General features: G+C 41.5%; 17 protein-coding genes. 15 read left to right on the top strand and 2 right to left on the bottom strand.

Going from position 1 to position 18227, the window contains the following annotated elements:
- The first annotated feature begins 15 nt into the window (after positions 1–15).
- The 6 genes from HWQ47_RS27335 to HWQ47_RS27310 all read left to right on the top strand — a co-directional run bounded on the left by HWQ47_RS27335 (position 16) and on the right by HWQ47_RS27310 (position 5461).
- Entirely contained in the window at positions 16–1173 is a 1158-nt protein-coding gene (locus HWQ47_RS27335) for an efflux RND transporter periplasmic adaptor subunit (RefSeq protein ID WP_269969071.1), read from the top strand.
- Positions 1160–1879, top strand: coding sequence for an ABC transporter ATP-binding protein (locus tag HWQ47_RS27330; protein WP_269969070.1), 720 nt, complete (start codon positions 1160–1162; stop codon positions 1877–1879). The genes HWQ47_RS27335 and HWQ47_RS27330 overlap by 14 nt, the downstream gene beginning before the upstream one ends.
- The gene (locus tag HWQ47_RS27325) at positions 1873–3114 is read left to right on the top strand and encodes an ABC transporter permease (RefSeq protein WP_269969069.1); all 1242 of its coding nucleotides are present in this window, start codon (positions 1873–1875) and stop codon (positions 3112–3114) included. Before HWQ47_RS27330 ends, HWQ47_RS27325 begins: the two co-directional genes overlap by 7 nt.
- On the top strand, positions 3095–4243 hold the full coding sequence (locus tag HWQ47_RS27320) for a sensor histidine kinase (RefSeq protein ID WP_269969068.1): 1149 nt from the start codon (positions 3095–3097) through the stop codon (positions 4241–4243). The genes HWQ47_RS27325 and HWQ47_RS27320 overlap by 20 nt, the downstream gene beginning before the upstream one ends.
- Positions 4221–4961: a LytR/AlgR family response regulator transcription factor gene (locus HWQ47_RS27315; RefSeq protein ID WP_269969067.1), complete on the top strand. Its 741-nt coding sequence runs from the start codon at positions 4221–4223 to the stop codon at positions 4959–4961. The genes HWQ47_RS27320 and HWQ47_RS27315 overlap by 23 nt, the downstream gene beginning before the upstream one ends.
- A 155-nt stretch (positions 4962–5116) precedes the next feature.
- Complete coding sequence (locus tag HWQ47_RS27310) at positions 5117–5461, top strand: TM2 domain-containing protein (RefSeq protein ID WP_269969066.1); 345 nt, start codon at positions 5117–5119, stop codon at positions 5459–5461.
- 86 nt (positions 5462–5547) lie between these two features.
- Here HWQ47_RS27310 and HWQ47_RS27305 read toward each other — a convergent pair whose 3' ends face one another.
- Complete coding sequence (locus HWQ47_RS27305) at positions 5548–6447, bottom strand: DMT family transporter (protein ID WP_269969065.1); 900 nt, start codon at positions 6445–6447, stop codon at positions 5548–5550.
- A gap of 142 nt (positions 6448–6589) precedes the next feature.
- On the opposite strand from HWQ47_RS27305, the gene HWQ47_RS27300 reads away from it, so the two are divergent.
- The 5 genes from HWQ47_RS27300 (at position 6590) to HWQ47_RS27275 (ending at position 11245) form a co-directional block, all read left to right on the top strand.
- Complete coding sequence (locus tag HWQ47_RS27300; RefSeq protein ID WP_269969064.1) at positions 6590–7474, top strand: LysR substrate-binding domain-containing protein; 885 nt, start codon at positions 6590–6592, stop codon at positions 7472–7474.
- Between the two features lie 1048 nt (positions 7475–8522).
- Entirely contained in the window at positions 8523–9368 is an 846-nt protein-coding gene (locus tag HWQ47_RS27295) for a LysR family transcriptional regulator (protein WP_269969063.1), read from the top strand.
- Between the two features lie 148 nt (positions 9369–9516).
- Positions 9517–10281, top strand: coding sequence for an EAL domain-containing protein (locus HWQ47_RS27290; protein WP_269969062.1), 765 nt, complete (start codon positions 9517–9519; stop codon positions 10279–10281).
- Positions 10282–10318: 37 nt separating this feature from the next.
- Positions 10319–10819 (top strand): hypothetical protein, encoded by a 501-nt coding sequence (locus HWQ47_RS27285; RefSeq protein WP_269969061.1) that lies wholly within the window; start codon positions 10319–10321, stop codon positions 10817–10819.
- Positions 10820–11095: 276 nt separating this feature from the next.
- On the top strand, positions 11096–11245 hold the full coding sequence (locus HWQ47_RS27275; protein ID WP_269969060.1) for a hypothetical protein: 150 nt from the start codon (positions 11096–11098) through the stop codon (positions 11243–11245).
- Positions 11246–12317: 1072 nt separating this feature from the next.
- On the opposite strand, the gene hutI is transcribed toward HWQ47_RS27275, so the two are convergent.
- Positions 12318–13544, bottom strand: coding sequence for an imidazolonepropionase (gene hutI, locus HWQ47_RS27270; RefSeq protein ID WP_269969059.1), 1227 nt, complete (start codon positions 13542–13544; stop codon positions 12318–12320).
- A 265-nt stretch (positions 13545–13809) separates the two neighbouring features.
- Here hutI and hutC point away from each other — a divergent pair, with 265 nt between their 5' ends.
- The 4 genes from hutC to hutH all read left to right on the top strand — a co-directional run bounded on the left by hutC (position 13810) and on the right by hutH (position 17988).
- Positions 13810–14511, top strand: coding sequence for a histidine utilization repressor (gene hutC / locus HWQ47_RS27265; protein ID WP_269969058.1), 702 nt, complete (start codon positions 13810–13812; stop codon positions 14509–14511).
- Positions 14512–14582: 71 nt separating this feature from the next.
- Complete coding sequence (locus HWQ47_RS27260) at positions 14583–14705, top strand: hypothetical protein (RefSeq protein ID WP_269969057.1); 123 nt, start codon at positions 14583–14585, stop codon at positions 14703–14705.
- Between the two features lie 58 nt (positions 14706–14763).
- Positions 14764–16452 (top strand): urocanate hydratase, encoded by a 1689-nt coding sequence (gene hutU, locus HWQ47_RS27255; protein ID WP_269969056.1) that lies wholly within the window; start codon positions 14764–14766, stop codon positions 16450–16452.
- A gap of 3 nt (positions 16453–16455) precedes the next feature.
- Positions 16456–17988 (top strand): histidine ammonia-lyase, encoded by a 1533-nt coding sequence (gene hutH / locus HWQ47_RS27250; RefSeq protein ID WP_269969055.1) that lies wholly within the window; start codon positions 16456–16458, stop codon positions 17986–17988.
- The last annotated feature ends 239 nt before the right edge of the window (positions 17989–18227 follow it).

The raw sequence follows: 18227 nt of genomic DNA, 5'->3' as shown, positions 1-18227 counted from the left end.
AGCTTGGAGTTTAAGATGAAAAAAATATTGTCATTTACTTTTGTTTTACTGAGCGTCTCTCTTTTGATTTTTATTAGTAAAGAGAAATCGATATCCGATGGCGTTACTGTTGATACCCATGTTGTTTCAGAAGATCAAATTAATGAAACAATTTTGGCATCAGGTAATTTAAGGTTTGCTAGTGAAATCCAAATACGATCTGAAGTTACAGGGATTGTTAACCGTGTTTATGTAAAGGAAGGGCAGCTTGTAAAGAAAGGCGAACTGCTTATGGAGCTGGATCCAAAGATCTTTATTGCTGAAGTTCGTAGATCTCACGCCGCTGTTGAAATTCAGTTAATTGAGATTCAACGATTAGAGGAAATAGCCAATGAAGCCGCTCGTCGAGCAGGACAGTACCTGAAGTTGCTGGGTCAAGGGCTAACTGATCAGGACACTGCTGCACAGTTACAGAGTCAATTAAAAGTGGCGAGGATTAATGTGAAAGCCGCAATACAGGGACTAGAACAATATAAAGCTATCTTAGCTCAAAGCCAGAACCGTTTAGATCAATCTCGTTTTCTTGCTGCAATAGATGGGTTGATTTCCACGGTTGATATAAAAGAGGGGGAAACGGTGATAGTTGGTACAACCAACATTGTTGGTAGCCCTTTAATGACCTTGGCAGATGTCGACTCTTATGTTGCTCAGATCCGAGTTGATGAAGCCGATGTTTCCAACATTGAGATTGGTCAGGAAGTTGAAATTTTTGCTGCTGCAACACCACAAATAGCGTCCTTGGGCCAAATATCCTCTATCAGCACTTCGGCAAAAAAGGATAGCGTCAACAAAGGACTCTACTACAAGGTTGAGGTGACTCTTCAGAAGGGACAACTTGTGTACCCCGGAATGAGCTGTCGTGCTGAGATTGTTTTGGCTCGCTCCGGTATTGAATTAATCATACCAATAGCGGCAGTAAAACAGCTTGATGGGGTCAATTTTGTTTGGGTTGTTGAAGACAATAAAGCTGTCAAACGTGATATACAGCTTGGTTTGTCTACGGACACTGAGCAGATAGTTTTGTCTGGTCTGGCTCATAAGGAGTTGGTCATTGTTGGGCCTAGTCGTCAAGTGAAAGCATTGAAGAATGGTACTGAGGTGGAGCATAAGGAGAGCTATCATGCATCAATCTAACCCCATAATAGAACTAAGAGGCGTAAGCAAAACCTATCAAATCGGTGATGAAGGATATATGGCATTGCAAGAGATTGATCTTACCATCACGAATAATGAGTTTGTTGCTATTACAGGCCCTTCGGGGTCGGGAAAGTCAACCTTGATGAATATTCTTGGTTGCTTATCTACCCCTACAGCTGGCGCATATCAGTTGAATAACCAAGATGTGGCTAATTATGATGAGGATCAATTGGCTCATGTTAGAAATTATTCAATAGGGTTCATTTTCCAAAGTTTTAATTTGTTACCTCGCCAGAGTGTTCTACAAAATGTTATTCACCCATTAAAATATCGCTCTATGTCATCAGCTGAGCGAAAGCGTCGGGCATTGAATTCGCTAGAAAAGGTGGGGCTTGGTGATAAAATCGACTCTCTTCCTAGTCAGTTGTCAGGAGGTCAGAGACAGAGAGTTGCTATCGCCAGGGCATTGGTCACCGAGCCTGAGATATTATTAGGCGATGAACCGACTGGAAATTTAGATAGTAAGACAACTCATGAGATCATGGCTCTTTTTGACCAACTGCATGAGCAGGGACAGACGGTTGTATTAGTTACACATGAACAAGATATTGCAGATCATTGTCAACGAGAGATTAGGTTAGTCGATGGGTTGCTGGCGTCCGATGTTTCCAAGGAAAGAGTCAATTGGGGGCTAGCATGTTAAATCGAATATTCCATAGCGCCTATGAAGGTTCTGTTGCCGCGGTAGAGTCTATTTTTGCTCATAGTTTTAGAAGTGCCCTGACGACCCTAGGTATTATTATTGGTGTTGCATCTGTCATTACCGTGGTTTCCATCATGGAGGGATTGAGTCAAGGAGTCGATAATCAGCTTAAAGACTTAGGCAGTGACATGGTTACGATAAAAGCTCATACCAATACAGAGTTGGAGATGTTAGGTGTGACTAACCAACTTACTTATGATGATTACCTATTAATTAAAAGTAAGATATTGGGAATTAAAGATATTGTGGCAAAAATGCGCGCATTTAGTTTTGGTTCTGAAGCTCGCTTTGGTCAATATAGCACTCATACTCAAGTGATAGGCACTGAAAGTGATTATCAAAATGTGGTTAATATATTTCCTGTTGAAGGTCGTTTCCTTTCCAATATTGATGATGCAAAACGTCGGCGTGTTGTATTTGTAGGTAGTTCTGTGTTAAAAAAGTTAAACCTTCCACTTCACCCCGTGGGTGAGTTTATATTATTGGGGGAAGAGTGGTTTAAAGTTATCGGTGTTGCTGAGACCCGAGGAAGTTTATTCGGATTCGATCAAGATAACTATATTATCGCGCCTTTCAGTACAATACGTTCATTAAATGGAACCGATCGCACCAATAACATTGATATTATTTTTCGCCCAGAATCTGGTGTCGACTTAACGCTATTAAATGACAGAATTCGTAACATATTAAGAAAGAAATATCGATTAACCGAATCTGAACAAGATTTTTTTGAATTTGAAACTGCAGCAAAAACACGTAAACAGTTTAGTGATATTACTGACTCTATTACCTATGTTGCAGCTGGAGTTGTTGGTATTAGTTTAATTGTTGGTGGCATAGGGATTATGAACATCATGCTTGTCTCTGTAACAGAGAGAACAAAAGAAATTGGGATAGCAAAGGCCTTAGGGGCTACTTCCAGAACTATTCTGACTCAATTTTTAATTGAGGCCAGTATCTTAGCGCTTTTCGGTGGAGTGATTGGTATTTTATTAGGTTACCTTTTAGCGGGAGTTGTTTTTATGTTTATGCCTGTTATCGGTTCTGTAGCAGTGCCGACATGGGCGATTTGGCTTGCGCTTGGTTTTAGTGCAACCATCGGTGTTGTTTTTGGTATTGCTCCTGCAATTAAAGCGTCAAAACTGGATCCTATTGATGCCTTACGCTATGAGTAGTGCTGTTGAGTCGACGTGGCTCTTCAATTTCTATTTAAATAGCCGTAATACAAGTAAAAGCTACCGTGCAGCCATGCTTATTATGTTTTGGCTGCATTTTATTTTGACTTGGTCTGTGATGCTCTCATTAATAGAGGTTCCAGAGCGTCATTATAATGATATTATTCTTCGCTCGTTTTTAGAAGCAGCGTTATTAGTTGGGGTATGTCACTGTTTGATTCGACCCTATCTAAGAATGAACTTGATTGGTTCAAGTGTAGATATACGCAGTACATTGAAAGGCTTGTTGTATGTCGCCTTTATCTCTTTTATCTATTTTCTACTCTCTTACAGTATGGGACAGATGAGCTTCTTAAAAGGTACTGACATCAGTCAGATCCAAGTCGTTACCCAAAAGGGCAAGATAGGTGGAGAAGTGACCTTGTTAGCCATTGCTATTATTGGCACTTTAGAATCATTTGCGACTCTGTTTTTATGGAGTGTTGCTTATCTAGTCTGGCATTTCCATAAAAATAAGAAAGAGTTGCAGGTACAGGTTAATGAGAGTCAAATTCAACAGTTGACCAATCAATTAAGCCCACATTTTCTGTTTAACACGTTAAATAGTATTAGAGCATTAATTTTTGCAGATCAAGAAAAAGCTGCTGAAGTACTTACTCTTTTATCTGATTTATTACGAAGTCAGATGCAATCACAAATTAAAATTCAGTCAACGCTAGAACAAGACTGGTTACTGACCTCTAAATATCTATCTATTGAAAAAGTTCGTTTTGATAAAAGATTAGAGTTAATCGTCGATCTTGATGAGAGTACTTTACGAGAATCAATTCCGACATTGACCTTGTTGACGTTAGCTGAGAATGCTATTAAACATGGTATTGCAACCAGTAGTAAGCCTGGCTTTATCTGTATAGAAAGTCAGGTTGTGACAGCCAATATGTGGCGATTATCCGTGACGAATACTGTTCACTCCCCCAAAAACCAGCCAGGTACTCGAGTTGGATTACATAACATCAAAAAGCGACTTGAATTGATGTTTGCTAGGCAATATACGTTTTCAAGTGCGTTAGATAATAAGCTTTTTACGGTTTCAATGGAGCTTCCCTATGCTAAAAGTGTTAATCGTTGATGATGAATATTTAGCTCGCATTGAGCTCACCCGACTGCTAAGTAAGCATGCTGACATTGAGATTGTTGGTGAGGCTGAAGAGGGTTATCAGGCGCTTGAAATATTAAAAAAAACAGCGGTTGATTTAGTCTTTGTTGATATACAGATGCCAGAGATGGATGGACTTGGGTTTGCGAAACAGGCCCAATCTCAGCAGTTTCAACTAGTATTTTGTACTGCCTTTAGTGAGCATGCAGTTGATGCCTTTGAGTTGAATGCTTTTGATTACATTGTTAAACCTATAATGCCTGATCGACTCGAAGCGGTTCTGAATAAAGTGCGTCTTATACAAGAGACCCATGATGAAACTGAGTCTGACCATTCTCAGTTTTTACCGGATAATCATGGTCTGCTGCTTAAATTTGGCTCTGATTATAAAATTGTCAGAATTAATGAGATTTTTCGTTTTGAATCTTTGGGGAATCATGTTGCTGTTTATTCTGACTCTGGAAAGTCCTATCTTCATATCTCCTTGTCTAAAGTTGAGAAAAGACTCGATCCGACTCTTTTTTTTAAAGCCAGTCGTAGCGATATTGTGCGTGTTGATCAAATCAAAAAAATTGAGGAGGGGATGGCATCTGGGAGTCTACAAGTGCATATGTGTAATGGACAAGAGATTGATGTGAGTCGTAGACAGGTCCAACTGTTACGTAAGGTATTTAGCATAGACCATTTCTAATGGGACTATTTGTGGATTAAATTTGGTGCTAGTGCCAGCAAAGATAAGAGATATGCTTTTGCTGTTTATTTTAATTATGTGAACTATAACTCTATATTTCAGCGCACACTTGTACGCATAATAAGTCATCAGTAATAATGACTTTGGAGTTAACAGTGAAAAACATAGATTGCCCACAATGCAGCCATACGATTGATCTTAATGTCGTCACTTGCCCCCAATGTCATGCGGCCCAAGGCTTAGAGGCACTTGCTGGCGTAGATCCACACGTTCATATTAAAAATCAGAACCTTACGGTTTGGTTTGGCTTTTTATTTGGTGGCTTAGGCTTGCATAAGTTCTATTTAGGTCAATACGTAAAGGGCTGTTTATATTTAGTCTTTAGCTGGACGCTAGTACCCATGATTGTTGGCTGGATTGATGCCGTTCGTACCCTTAAGATGAGCCCATTTAGTTTCGAGCAGCGTTACTGTCGCAGAGTAGCTCGTCACTGGCTTTAACCCCATATTTCACGTTTACAATATGTATCTGAAGTCACAGGCATTTTAAAATGCCTGTGACTTGTCGTATCTCAGAGTCCTAAATTTTAGTCAGCAATTTTTATATCGTTACACACATCATTTACTGTCTTACCTTTCAAGTGCTGTCGTAGCTTTTTAACTTGGGGTAATAGTAGTGAAGGTAACACGACTAAGGCTGCGCCAATCCAGGCTAAGTTATCTAACCACTCATCGAAGAGTAACCAGCCCATAAAGACAATAAACAGTAAGCCTGAATATTCAGCAATGGCAATCTCTCCTGCTTGAGCTTGACGATAAGCTAGAACACAAAACCAGTGATACACCAATAAACAGACATTGCTGATCAAGGCGACGATCAATAGCTGCCAACTTAATCCTACTACGCCTTGAATCCCAGCCATTATCATCGCTAGAGGTAAAGCTAATAGGTTATAGAGCATTAAAGGCAGAATCGGGTGGTCGTTGAAAGACAGTTTACGCAAGCTCAACTGACAGATCGCAAAGGTTAACGCGCTAAATAGCACGGCTCCCCCTGCCAATGCCATGGAACCTGGTTTTAAAATTAATAGTACCCCCATCATTCCCAATACTGCACATAACCATTGTCCTGGTGTGACTCGCTCTTTTAAAAAGAGATAACCTAGCACCATGATCATTAAAGGCGCGGTATAAAATAGCGCGCTAACACTGGCCAGTGGCAATGCCATTAAACCTATGATTAGACCTAGTGCACCTACAGCTCCAATATTCGCTCGCCAAAAGTGAATCCCCCAACGCTCAGGCTGAGGCTTTCCTACCCAGAACCATAGAGGGGCGAGGATAAAGATCGAAGTAATTTGTCTCACTAATAGAAATGTGGTGGCATTAGTATCACTTGGTAGCCACTTAATACTGACATCATACAAAGCGCTGAATAGATTCCCTGCGATCAGTAATAGTAAACCCAGCTGTACCTTGTTTTTCATGGTTAACGCTCATCAAAGATTAGGTCACTATGATACCGAGCACAGCTTAAGGCTAAAAATGATGTTTTTTGTCAACTCATGAGTTAAATTCATATAAGGTATCTCTTAGATGAGGTTAAGTTGATAATGAGATGACGTTTAGATGAGAAAGCTACCTCCCCTTAGAGCGCTACAAGTATTTGAAGCCGCGGCTAGATTACAACACTTCTCCCAAGCTGGTGCTGAACTATGTATTAGCCAGAGTGCGGTATCCCATCAAGTTCGCTTACTTGAACAATATTTTGGCACTCACCTGTTTGATCGTAGTCGTCGTCAATTGACGCTAACTGCCAAGGGGGCGCAATTGGCCAAAGGCCTTGAGCTGGAGTTCAATGAACTTTCTAATCTCTGTCAACAGGCACAAGGTGTACCTAGTCAGGACTTGACCTTAGTGGTTTATAGTTCGTTCGCCGTTAAATGGTTGATCCCACGACTTGGGGACTTTAAACGACACCACCCAGAGGTGAAACTGCGTTTAGAGATGGTCAGCCAAGATCCGGAGCTCGTAGGACTCGATTGCGATATCTTAATTACTGGCCAAAAGGTACCCCGAGGATTTCATCAGGAGTGTTTGCTACAGGAGCGTCTTATCCCTGTTTGTAGCCCAAGTTATGCCGAACAACACTCGCCAATGGAGCTGGCAAATTTTCAGCAATATATGTTGCTTATTGTCGATGAGGGGCCGTTGGGGCTTGATTGGCCACGCTGGTGTGAGCGCAATCAAATCGATTTTGATCAAGGTGCTACTCACCAGGTGGTCAGCCATGTGCTGTTGGCGATTGAAGCGGCAATTGCTGGTTTAGGTATTACCTTGGCCTCAGACTTTATGGTGGAACAAGATATCGAACAGGGGCGACTCGTAGCCTTACCCTGGCCAGATATCCACACTGGCTTTGAATTCCTCTTTAGTTGCCATCGCCAGCGATTAGCCGAGCCCGGCATCGTCAAAGTGCGCAGCTGGCTGCAAGGGCAGTTGGCACAAAACTAACTAAAAATGCCGGCATAATCCGGAAAATTAAGAAAAAGAGATACTTTTAAGCCGTTGCTTCCAAATGTCGGCTAGTTTGTTTCAGTTTTTTTAAGGTAAATGTCCTTATCTGTCTCTTTGGTTAATTTAGATGCCAAAACGTTCTTCATCCCTTTTTTGGCTAGCAACTTTTTCTAGTGCTACTCCATCTACAAATACGCCCAGCTTTATATACTGTTCAACAAAATACCCTTCGCCAGCTTCAATTTGAATATCTACATTGTTTTCAAAGCCTGACCAGCGAAGCTACTTCTGTATATGTAAAGTCCAGATTTATCCTCTGCGGGTTTCTGATATTCCTTCAGAGCTTTGTCTCATTTAAGAGGAATGATAGGCATACTCGTACAAGTAGAAAATCTATTGACTGCAATGAATGGTAATACAATCGATGAATTTCATTAATATTATTGTCCAGTATAATTATTCATGTATATATGTAGAGTAATTAAGATTTTATAGAAATAACATGTGTATGATAATTAACTTGAGATGCATTAAACATTGTAAATGCATCCGTGGAATATGTTGGCTAATTATTGCTAATGTACTTCTTGATATAACAATCAGAGGCATTCATCGAGTGATGTTTAAGAGAGGTTTCAGACAGATATATTATTGTCGTTATGAAAGAGAAATAATTAATAGTCAGTTATTAAACATACTGAATAAAATTAGTATCCGTGCTGATAGCTGTACTTTAATGCAAAACTCTAATGATAATGAACGAAAAATCTCATCAATGTATGTTTTGAGTTTTGATGATTTGAGTTTAGAATGAGTTGTGACTGGTTTTTACAATAGTTTTTTGTTTATATAAAAGTAATACACAATGGTTACAATTAAGCAGAGGTATTATATAAGGTCACCATATAACATTTGCATGGGGTGTTTTTGAACAAAAAAGTGAGTTTGGTGTAATTGTATCTCGCCAAGGTTCTGACATTTTCTAATGATTGAAAATATTATGCGTATGTACTTGTATTAGTATCATTAGGGGAAAGGGCTATTTATGGATATTAAATTTTTTCAAACGTTCCTTGAAGTTGTGAAAACTCGTCACTTTGGAAGGGCTGGAGAGAAACTCTATATAAGTCAATCTACGGTGAGTTCACGTATTAAAATACTGGAGAGTTATTACGACACTAAATTATTGACACGCGACAGGAACAACATAAGTCTAACATCCACAGGGGAACGATTGGTTGGGTATGCTGAATTAATAACCAATACTTCAATAAGATCTAAATTAGAACTATCACTTACAAGCGGAGTAGATCTTCAGATAAAGTTAGCTGGAACACCAAACGTCTGGGATGCTTACTTGAATGATTTTTTAAGTTATGCAACTAAAAATTTTGAGAAGCATAGCTTTATCGCTGATTTTCAGAGTAGAGACCAAATTAGAGAAAATTTGTTAAATAATACTTTGGACTTGGCATTTACTTTAGAACCGGTAATCGCGGCAGGTGTTTCGAGTACTAAAGTATCAAAAATAAATATTGGATTAGTACATACAGTTAATTGGAAAGAGGATTCTTTATGTCGATACATTTATGTAGACTGGGGACCACAATTTGCTGTCGCTCAATCAAGTTTGTTGGGGGGACCGGTGATACCATGTTTAAGAACATCTTCAAGTAATATTGCACTAAATTATATGATAAAGAATAGAGGGGGAGCATATTTACCCTTGAAAAGTGTACAGAATCTAATTTCATCTGGTCAGCTGGTTCAATCTTTGGCAGCAGGGATATGGGAACAATCTATTTATCTTAACTATATGAATAATGATGTTCCTCCTGATGTAAGTTCATTTATCGAGAATATAATGTATCAGTTGGATTCATGTGAATAAATAATAGTAAGAGTTTGATGATTGCTCTCATTTATATTTGTTTATTTTATGGTTTTCATTAATTGTATTTGAAAGTTGTTTTATTGTAATTGTCAATTGTCACGAAAATATATTGTAGTTGAATTTATTTGCGTGCACAGGTATTAATATGGATGCTAGAGTAATGTTAGGGTTAGAAGGCAATTCAATGTTTGGTATTTCGAACCGTAAGAGCTGTAAATATAAAGAGGATTGTTTTTTTCAAGGTGAGTGTAATAACTCTGACTCTTGCTCACATTATTTTGTCGTCCAGAGTATTGTGAATAGAGATGGAGTTGTATTTGCGTATGAGTTACTAACTCGACCAACCAGATTGAATGGACTTACTGTTGAAGAGTATTTTTTGAGACTAAACTTTACTGAAGGTAGTAAAATACTGGAAAAGCAGATAACCAACTTGATTAACAAATCACTCACAAGCTGTATGTTTGTTGATACTATATTTGTAAATGTTGAGCGCTACATACTCACTAACAACTACATGGTTGAGAAATTGCTATTATGTCGTAACAAACTGTTGTCTTTAGGGGTTGAAGTCGTATTCGAAATAACAGAGCGGTTTGAGTATTCAGATAAGTTAATTAGGAAAACTTTTACTCGACTTTTGCTTGAAGATATTATATTTGCTGCTGACGATTATTGTTTTTCAAAAGTTACCCATCAATATATCAAAGACTACACGTATGTAAAGGTTGATATGACTGAGATACTCCTTGGGTTAGATAGAAATTATAATAAATTCTTAGATGGCTTGTACTCTCTCAAACAAGATGGGGCGAAGCTTATCGCAGAAAAAATTGAGACAGAAAATGAATATCTATTAGTAAGACTTTTACCTTTTGATTTTTTTCAGGGATATTATTTTGATAAATAAACTAAGACTGAAATAAGATGTTTAACAGGGGGTGAGAATGAGAATAATTATCTTAATACTTATTTTTTATTCATCGATATCTTTAGCAAAAGCTCCATTTGGTTTGACATGGGGAGCGGATTTGTCTGCGTATGGGGATATCAATATAAATGGAAACACTGTCACTGTATTAACTAATAATTTACCAGGAAATAACACTAAAGCCCTAAAATGCTTCCTCAAAGGAAGTGTTGAATCAGGACTCAGTTTAATTAGAATATCTTCAGAAACATATAAATTAGAAAGTACAGAACTTAAGGATATTGAGAAGGAGATCAAAGAGTATTTGACTTCTAATGATTATGAGTACGTTAGCTTACAATTAGGAAGTTTCTCAACATATCAGTGTATTTTGCACGGTGACTGTTATGGCAATGTTTTACATGCCAAATCAAAACAAGGCAATATGGTAACGGTAATGATCCGTGGAATAAATAAAAAGGGGTATTTATTGGTTGAGTTCACTGCCCCTCATTTGTTAGCTCAAGAAAAAAATTGAGTTAATCGTCCTCTTTGTGATCAGGCTTTTCTACCAAAATTAATCAATTTCGCAGAGGGTATATGGATATTTTAGTAGATGTATTTTGTTCTGTTTTTATTGCTCAGTGGAAACAACAATGCTCAATCGGTGGGACTCGCAAACGTAAACGCTCCAGTAGCATTCATGAATCTAACCACTGTTGAAGGAGGACAAAAAGTCTGATGATTTTCTATTGTTAGAGATTTAAGCTTAGAATAGCCATCTACAGACAATGGTTTTTGGGGAAGCATAGGAATGAGAGTAGGGGCATTAATTAGATATCTGCCAGCGCTTGCTGTTGGTATTTTATTAGCCGAAATAAGTCTAATCATGTTGAGTTATACGGCTACCTATATGTTGAAGTACTTAATCTCGGTTGTAGATCTCAATGCCAATAGCATCTAGTATCTATGGCTAATATTGCATGACGTCAGTTTGGTATTTATCCTCTCAGGCTCCGTTTATTTCGGCTATCGAAATATTCTATCAACACTGCCAGTTGATCTGTTTTCTGCAATCTTGATGCAGCTACCCATAGCCTATCTATGCCTCTATCTCTTACGGCCCTCATTTGATTTCAGCTCGCTTGCGAGTAGTGCATCTACGATATCATCAGTTATCGCATCAATATCAGTATTGTTAATTTACGCCCTTAGTAGGCTAATAAGGCAACGAGGGGTCTAAATAAATCAAGCTTGCTGACTCGCTAATAGTAGGCTTGTGGGGGCAATCTCTGGTATTTGTTTGGATTAAAGTCGTGGGTCTTCAACCCCTCTAAGGTGCAAAGAGTCGACCAAGGAGAGAATATTCTCACCAATAACATCCCTGTGTAACGGCCAGCTCGGTATCCATGTCTCTCGCTTATAAGTACAACCACCTACGGTGATTATTCGCCTTCCAACGGGGACTTATCGGATCTACTCGAAAATTTTGGGAGGGGTGATTAAATCATGTTTGCTCAGATCATCTGGTTTAAAAACGATGGCTCAATAGCTGGAAGGCTGCACAACTTATTAGCTGTAACTATATGGTGTTTAAATCGAAGAGACTACTTTCTTGTAAATCAGCCAGTGCAGATGCGGCTGTGACCTTCGACAGCAAGGCGAGGTTTCACAAGGTGAAACTCTTCGAGCGGGAGATAGGGATATCGAACTGGCTGTTTAACATGGAGGTTATTGGCTGTAGTAGAGGCTATAGGGATATACTCGTGCCGTGTCACAGAAGTATCTGCACATTCAGCTAACCGCAGGTTATAAATTACAGCAAGATTATGGATACCATAAAACTACCAAGTACCCAGAACGCCAAATAAAACTATATCAAATGATAAATAGCCTGATCATTCTGGACAGATTTAATTGCTGCAAGCAATTGATAACCATAACGCTATGGTTATCAATTAAGCCTGCTAAATATCAACACCCTTGAGGGTTACGATAAATAACGATGAATCTGCCTCATCGCTCTGGTTGCCAAATTATTGGTGAACTAGATGTCCATTCTTCACCACTTCAAGGCAAGTGCCAACGCCATAGGAGTAGGAAAGTTCTGCTGGTGTAGTGATATCCCATAAGCAAAAATCCGCTTGCATGCCGGCGGCTAACACGCCGACCTTGTCTTCAATGCCTAGCGCTTTAGCAGCATTGCGAGTCATGCCAGCAAGTGCTTCCTCTGGTGTTAAGCGAAACAGGGTACAACCCAAGTTGAGCATCAGTAGGCTAGAACATAATGGTGATGAACCGGGGTTGTAGTCGCTGGCTAGTACTATAGGTACCTTGTACTTACGCAATAGCTCTATTGGTGGCATCTGGGTTTCACGTAGGAAGTAGAAAGCACCGGGTAATAAGGTGGCGCAGGTACCACTTTTGCTCAGTGCGATAACGCCGGCTTCATCTAAGTATTCGATATGATCCACAGACTTAGCGCCGAGTTTGGCTGCCATGGCTGAGCCACCTAAGTTTGACAGTTGCTCAGCATGAAGTTTGATATCGAGTCCTGCATCTTTTGCTGCTGTCAATACTCGTTCAGTCTGTTCAATGTTAAAGGCGATATTTTCGCAGAACACATCGACAGCATCGGCTAGCCCTTCGGCTATAACAGCAGGTAGCATCTCGTTGACCACCAGATCTACATAGCCCTCTGTGTCATCTTTGTATTCTGGCGGAATGGCATGGGCACCTAAGAAGGTGGTTTTTACATCAACGTGGTGATGTTTTCCGAGTTCGCGAGCGACTCTCAGTATTTTTAATTCTGTTTCAGTGTCTAAACCATAGCCAGATTTAATTTCGACAGTGGTTACGCCCTCTTTAGCTAAGGCGTTAAGGCGTTTGCGCCCCAGCTCGAACAGATCGGCTTCACTGGCTTCACGACAGGCGTTAACCGTTGAAATAATACCACCACCACTACGGGATATCTCTTCGTAAGTGGCGCCCTGCAGACGTTGCTCAAATTCGTTAGCGCGATTACCGGCAAAGATAAGATGGGTATGAGCGTCGATAAGGCCAGGGGTGATCCAACCACCTTTACCTCGGTAAAGTGGCGTTGACATTACATCGAATTCTGGCAGTTCAGCTCTTGGCCCGACCCAAGCAATTTTGCCATCTTTTACAGCCATTGCTGCATCGACTATTGCGCCGTAAGGTGCTGATACAGCAGGGTCCATACTTGCTACGTTGACGTCGATCCAGACCTGATCCCAAGACATGATGTGCTCTCTTATTTATGTGGTACACCCAAACGGCTTGGGTATAAATTCATTCTAAAGAAAATAAAAGTGTGATCCAACTTGTATTTACTTGTATATACAAGCTAGGATTATAGCGATAATGTTAATCATTTGAAAAGTGCTATCTCTACCAGAGAGACATAACCAGCTAGAACCACCAAAATCGTTAACCTAGATTGAGTGGTTAAGTGCGAGATAGCTGCTTTTATTAGCTTAGTGCAATATTCACGTTTAAGGAGCGCCTGTGGCCACGCCCAAATTTGCTAAGATCAAGCAGTCTATATTAGCCCGTATTGAATCTGGTGAGTGGGAGGAGCATACCCGTGTCCCTTCTGAGAATCAGTTGGCAGAACAGTTTGATTGCAGCCGAATGACGGCGCGACGTGCTTTAACTGAACTGGTGGATAGTGGGGTCCTTGAGCGAACTCAAGGTTTGGGCACTTTTGTTGCTGAGCTTAAGTCTCAATCTTCTATGATGGCTATCCGCAATATTGCCGATGAAATTAAAGATAGGGGCCACGGTTATAGTGTTAAGCAGCTTGAGTTGACTAGCATTGAGGCTATTGCTCCTATCGCGATAGCACTTGGATTGGAGGCTGGCAGTCGGGTTTACTATTCTGTATTGGTTCATAGCGAGGATGGCGTGCCTTTACAACTGGAGGAACGCTTTGTTAACCCTAAGCTAGTCCCTGAATATTTAGTGCAAGATTTTACCTCACAAACCCCCCATGAGTATCTGTCACAAGTTGCGCCGCTGACGGAAGCGCGCCACACCTTAGAGGCCGTAATTGCCAACAAACATAATCAACAAGCTCTGAATATCCAAGCGACCGAACCTTGCTTGCAGATCTTGCGCCGTACCTGGTCTCGCCAAGGTGTGGTGAGTTTTGCCAAGTTAATACACCCTGGAAGCCGTTTTAGATTGGGTGGTCATCTGACGTTCTAGCCATTTGATGTTCTAAAAATCGATCGGCTGCGCATTTCGATGAATACCACTGCGTGGTCGTGGAGAAGAGCATGAGTCAGAGCGTTAAATCTGTGGTGAAAGCAACAGAATTAGCGAGCCGAGAAGCAGGATTAAGTGTTGTATATACAAGTAGATTTAAAGTAAAAGACAAAGATAAAGCACAGCAAATATAACTAAAGCTCTTTAAAAGAGCGATATCAGAAACAAACAAATTGAAATGAGGTATGCAAGATGGATAAGAGACACGATCCTAGTCGCCGTATTATCGCACCACATGGCACACAACTCAGTTGTAAGAGCTGGATGACAGAAGCACCGATGCGTATGTTGATGAACAACCTGCATCCTGATGTCGCCGAGCGCCCTGAAGACTTGGTTGTTTATGGTGGCATTGGCCGAGCAGCCCGAGATTGGGAGTGCTACGACAAGATTATTGAAGTACTGCAGCGTCTTGAAGAGGATGAAACCTTAATGGTGCAATCGGGCAAGCCCGTTGGTGTATTCAAGACTCACAACAATGCACCAAGGGTGATTATTGCTAACTCGAACTTAGTGCCACATTGGGCTAACTGGGAGCACTTTAACGAGTTAGACAAGAAAGGTTTGGCCATGTACGGCCAGATGACAGCAGGTTCTTGGATTTACATCGGCTCTCAAGGTATTGTCCAAGGCACTTATGAGACGTTTGTTGCCATGGCGAATCAACACTTTGGTGGTTCATCTGCTGGTAAGTGGATTTTAACCGGTGGCCTTGGTGGCATGGGCGGCGCTCAGCCTCTAGCTGGTACGATGGCGGGTTACTCAGTACTGACCTGTGAAGTAGATGAAACTCGTATCGATTTCCGCATGCGCACTAAATATGTCGATAAAAAAGCTACATCTCTTGATGAAGCGTTAGCGATGATTGATGAAGCTAACAAGAGTGGTAAGCCTGTTTCTGTTGGCCTACTCGGTAACGCAGCTGATGTATTCGCTGAGTTAGTCGAGCGTGGTATCACGCCGGATGTAGTGACAGATCAAACCTCGGCTCATGACCCATTAAATGGTTATCTGCCTCAGGGTTGGACGCTTGAGCAAGCTATCGAGATGCGTAAAACCGATGAAGCGGCAGTTGTAAAGGCGGCTAAACAATCTATGGCGGTTCAGGTTAGGGCGATGCTAGCACTTCAAGCTGCCGGCGCTGCAACAACCGATTACGGCAATAATATTCGCCAAATGGCACTGGAAGAGGGCGTTGAGAATGCATTCGACTTCCCTGGTTTCGTGCCTGCCTATGTGCGTCCTCTTTTCTGTGAAGGTATTGGTCCATTTCGTTGGGTAGCGCTTTCAGGCGATCCAGAAGATATCTATAAAACAGACGCGAAAGTGAAAGAGCTTATTCCTGATAATCCACATCTGCACAACTGGTTAGATATGGCTCGTGAGCGTATTGCCTTCCAAGGTCTACCTGCACGTATCTGTTGGGTCGGCTTAAAAGACCGTGCTCGTTTGGCGTTGGCCTTTAACGAGATGGTTAAAAATGGTGAGCTTTCTGCCCCTATCGTTATCGGGCGTGACCACCTGGATTCAGGCTCTGTTGCCAGTCCTAACCGTGAAACTGAGTCTATGCTCGATGGTTCTGATGCAGTATCTGATTGGCCATTAATGAATGCGCTACTCAATACTGCCAGTGGCGCGACTTGGGTGTCTTTGCATCACGGTGGTGGTGTGGGCATGGGCTTTAGTCAACACTCTGGTGTGGTGATTGTGGCTGATGGCAGTGACGATGCTGCGGCGCGTCTTGGCCGGGTATTGTGGAATGATCCAGCAACGGGCGTGATGCGTCACGCCGATGCTGGATATGATATCGCTAAAAATTGTGCAAAAGAGCAGGGTCTAGACCTGCCGATGCTAAATACTGAAAATAAAGAGGGCAAGTAGAAAATGAGCCATTTAGTATTAAACCCAGGTACCCTTACTCTATCTCAAATCCGCGAAATTAGCCGTGGCAAAGTAAGCTTAGAGCTTGCACAAAGTGCGATAGCGGATATCCATACCAGTGCTGGTTTAGTTCAGCGAGTATTGGATGAAGACCGCACTGTTTATGGTATCAATACCGGTTTTGGCCTGTTGGCAAACACCAAGATTGTCGCTGAAGATCTGCAACTGTTACAGCGCTCAATCGTGTTGTCCCACGCTGCTGGTATCGGCCAATATATGCAAGATGCCACTGTGCGCTTGATGATGGTGCTTAAAATCAACTCGTTGAGTCGTGGTTTCTCTGGTATTCGTTTAGAAGTGATCAATTTCCTTATCGCTCTCGTCAATGCTGAAGTGTATCCCTGTGTACCTGAAAAAGGTTCAGTGGGGGCGTCTGGTGACTTAGCGCCACTAGCGCATATGTGCCTGCCGTTACTTGGCGAAGGTGAGATGAGCTATAAGGGACAGATCCTAACGGCTGCTGAAGGACTTGAAATTGCGGGTTTACAGCCTATTGAACTTGCAGCTAAAGAGGGCTTAGCCCTGCTTAATGGTACGCAAGCTTCGACAGCACTTGCACTCGAAGGCCTGTTTAACGCAGAAGACCTGTTTGCGGCGAGCTCCGTTATCGGCGCCATGAGTGTTGAAGCTGCGATGGGCAGTCGTAGCCCGTTCGATGCACGTATTCATGCTGCACGTGGTCAGAAAGGTCAGATCGATTCGGCGGCTATTTTCCGTCATCTATTAGGTGATGAGTCTGAGATCAGCTTAGATCATGTTAACTGTGAGAAGGTACAAGATCCCTATTCACTGCGTTGCCAGCCACAAGTACTAGGGGCGTGTTTAACTCAAATTCGTCATGCGGCAGATGTATTAGGAACAGAAGCTAACGGTGTGACCGATAACCCGCTGGTTTTCCAAGATACCGGCGATATCATCTCAGGGGGTAATTTTCATGCTGAGCCGGTGGCTATGGCAGCTGACAACTTAGCGATTGCTCTTGCTGAATTAGGCTCAATTGCTGAACGTCGAATCGCACTCTTGATCGACTCTAGCTTGTCTAAGTTGCCTCCTTTCCTTGTTGAAAATGGCGGTGTGAACTCTGGCTTTATGATTGCTCAGGTTACTGCTGCGGCATTGGCTTCAGAGAACAAAACTTACGCTCATCCAGCATCGGTAGACAGTTTGCCTACTTCGGCTAACCAAGAAGATCATGTGTCTATGGCCACGTTTGCGGCGCGTCGTTTGCGAGATATGTCAGAAAACACTCGCGGTGTGTTAGCGATAGAGTTATTGGCTGCGGCGCAAGGACTTGATTTCCGTATGCCATTACAGCCAAGTGTCGCAATTGCTAAAGCAAAAGCGGAGTTACGTGAAGTGGTGGCTTATTACGATAAGGACAGATTCTTCGGTCCGGATATCGAAGCGTCAAATGATCTACTGCTGACTGCGAGCTTTAATGCTTATCTGCCAAAAGGAATGCTGGCTAGTTTCTAATTAAACTAGCTGGAAATTTTTTTGGATTAATTGGTTAGTTCGTTGCTTAGTTGGTTGGGTGAATGGTATCGATTAACCCATGATTATATGAAGGGCCTCAGGGCCCTTTTTGTTGCCTGTTTTTAGGGGCTTCAAACGAAAAAGCCAGAAGAGGGTTAACTCTGCTGGCTTTTTTCGTTTAATAATATGTAGAACCTAGAACCAGCTAATACTCAAGCCTAGAAGCAGCTTGCTGCGCT

The sequence above is a fragment of the Shewanella sp. MTB7 genome, from assembly GCF_027571385.1.
Lineage (GTDB): Bacteria > Pseudomonadota > Gammaproteobacteria > Enterobacterales > Shewanellaceae > Shewanella.
This window is presented reverse-complemented; position numbering and strand designations above follow the sequence as displayed.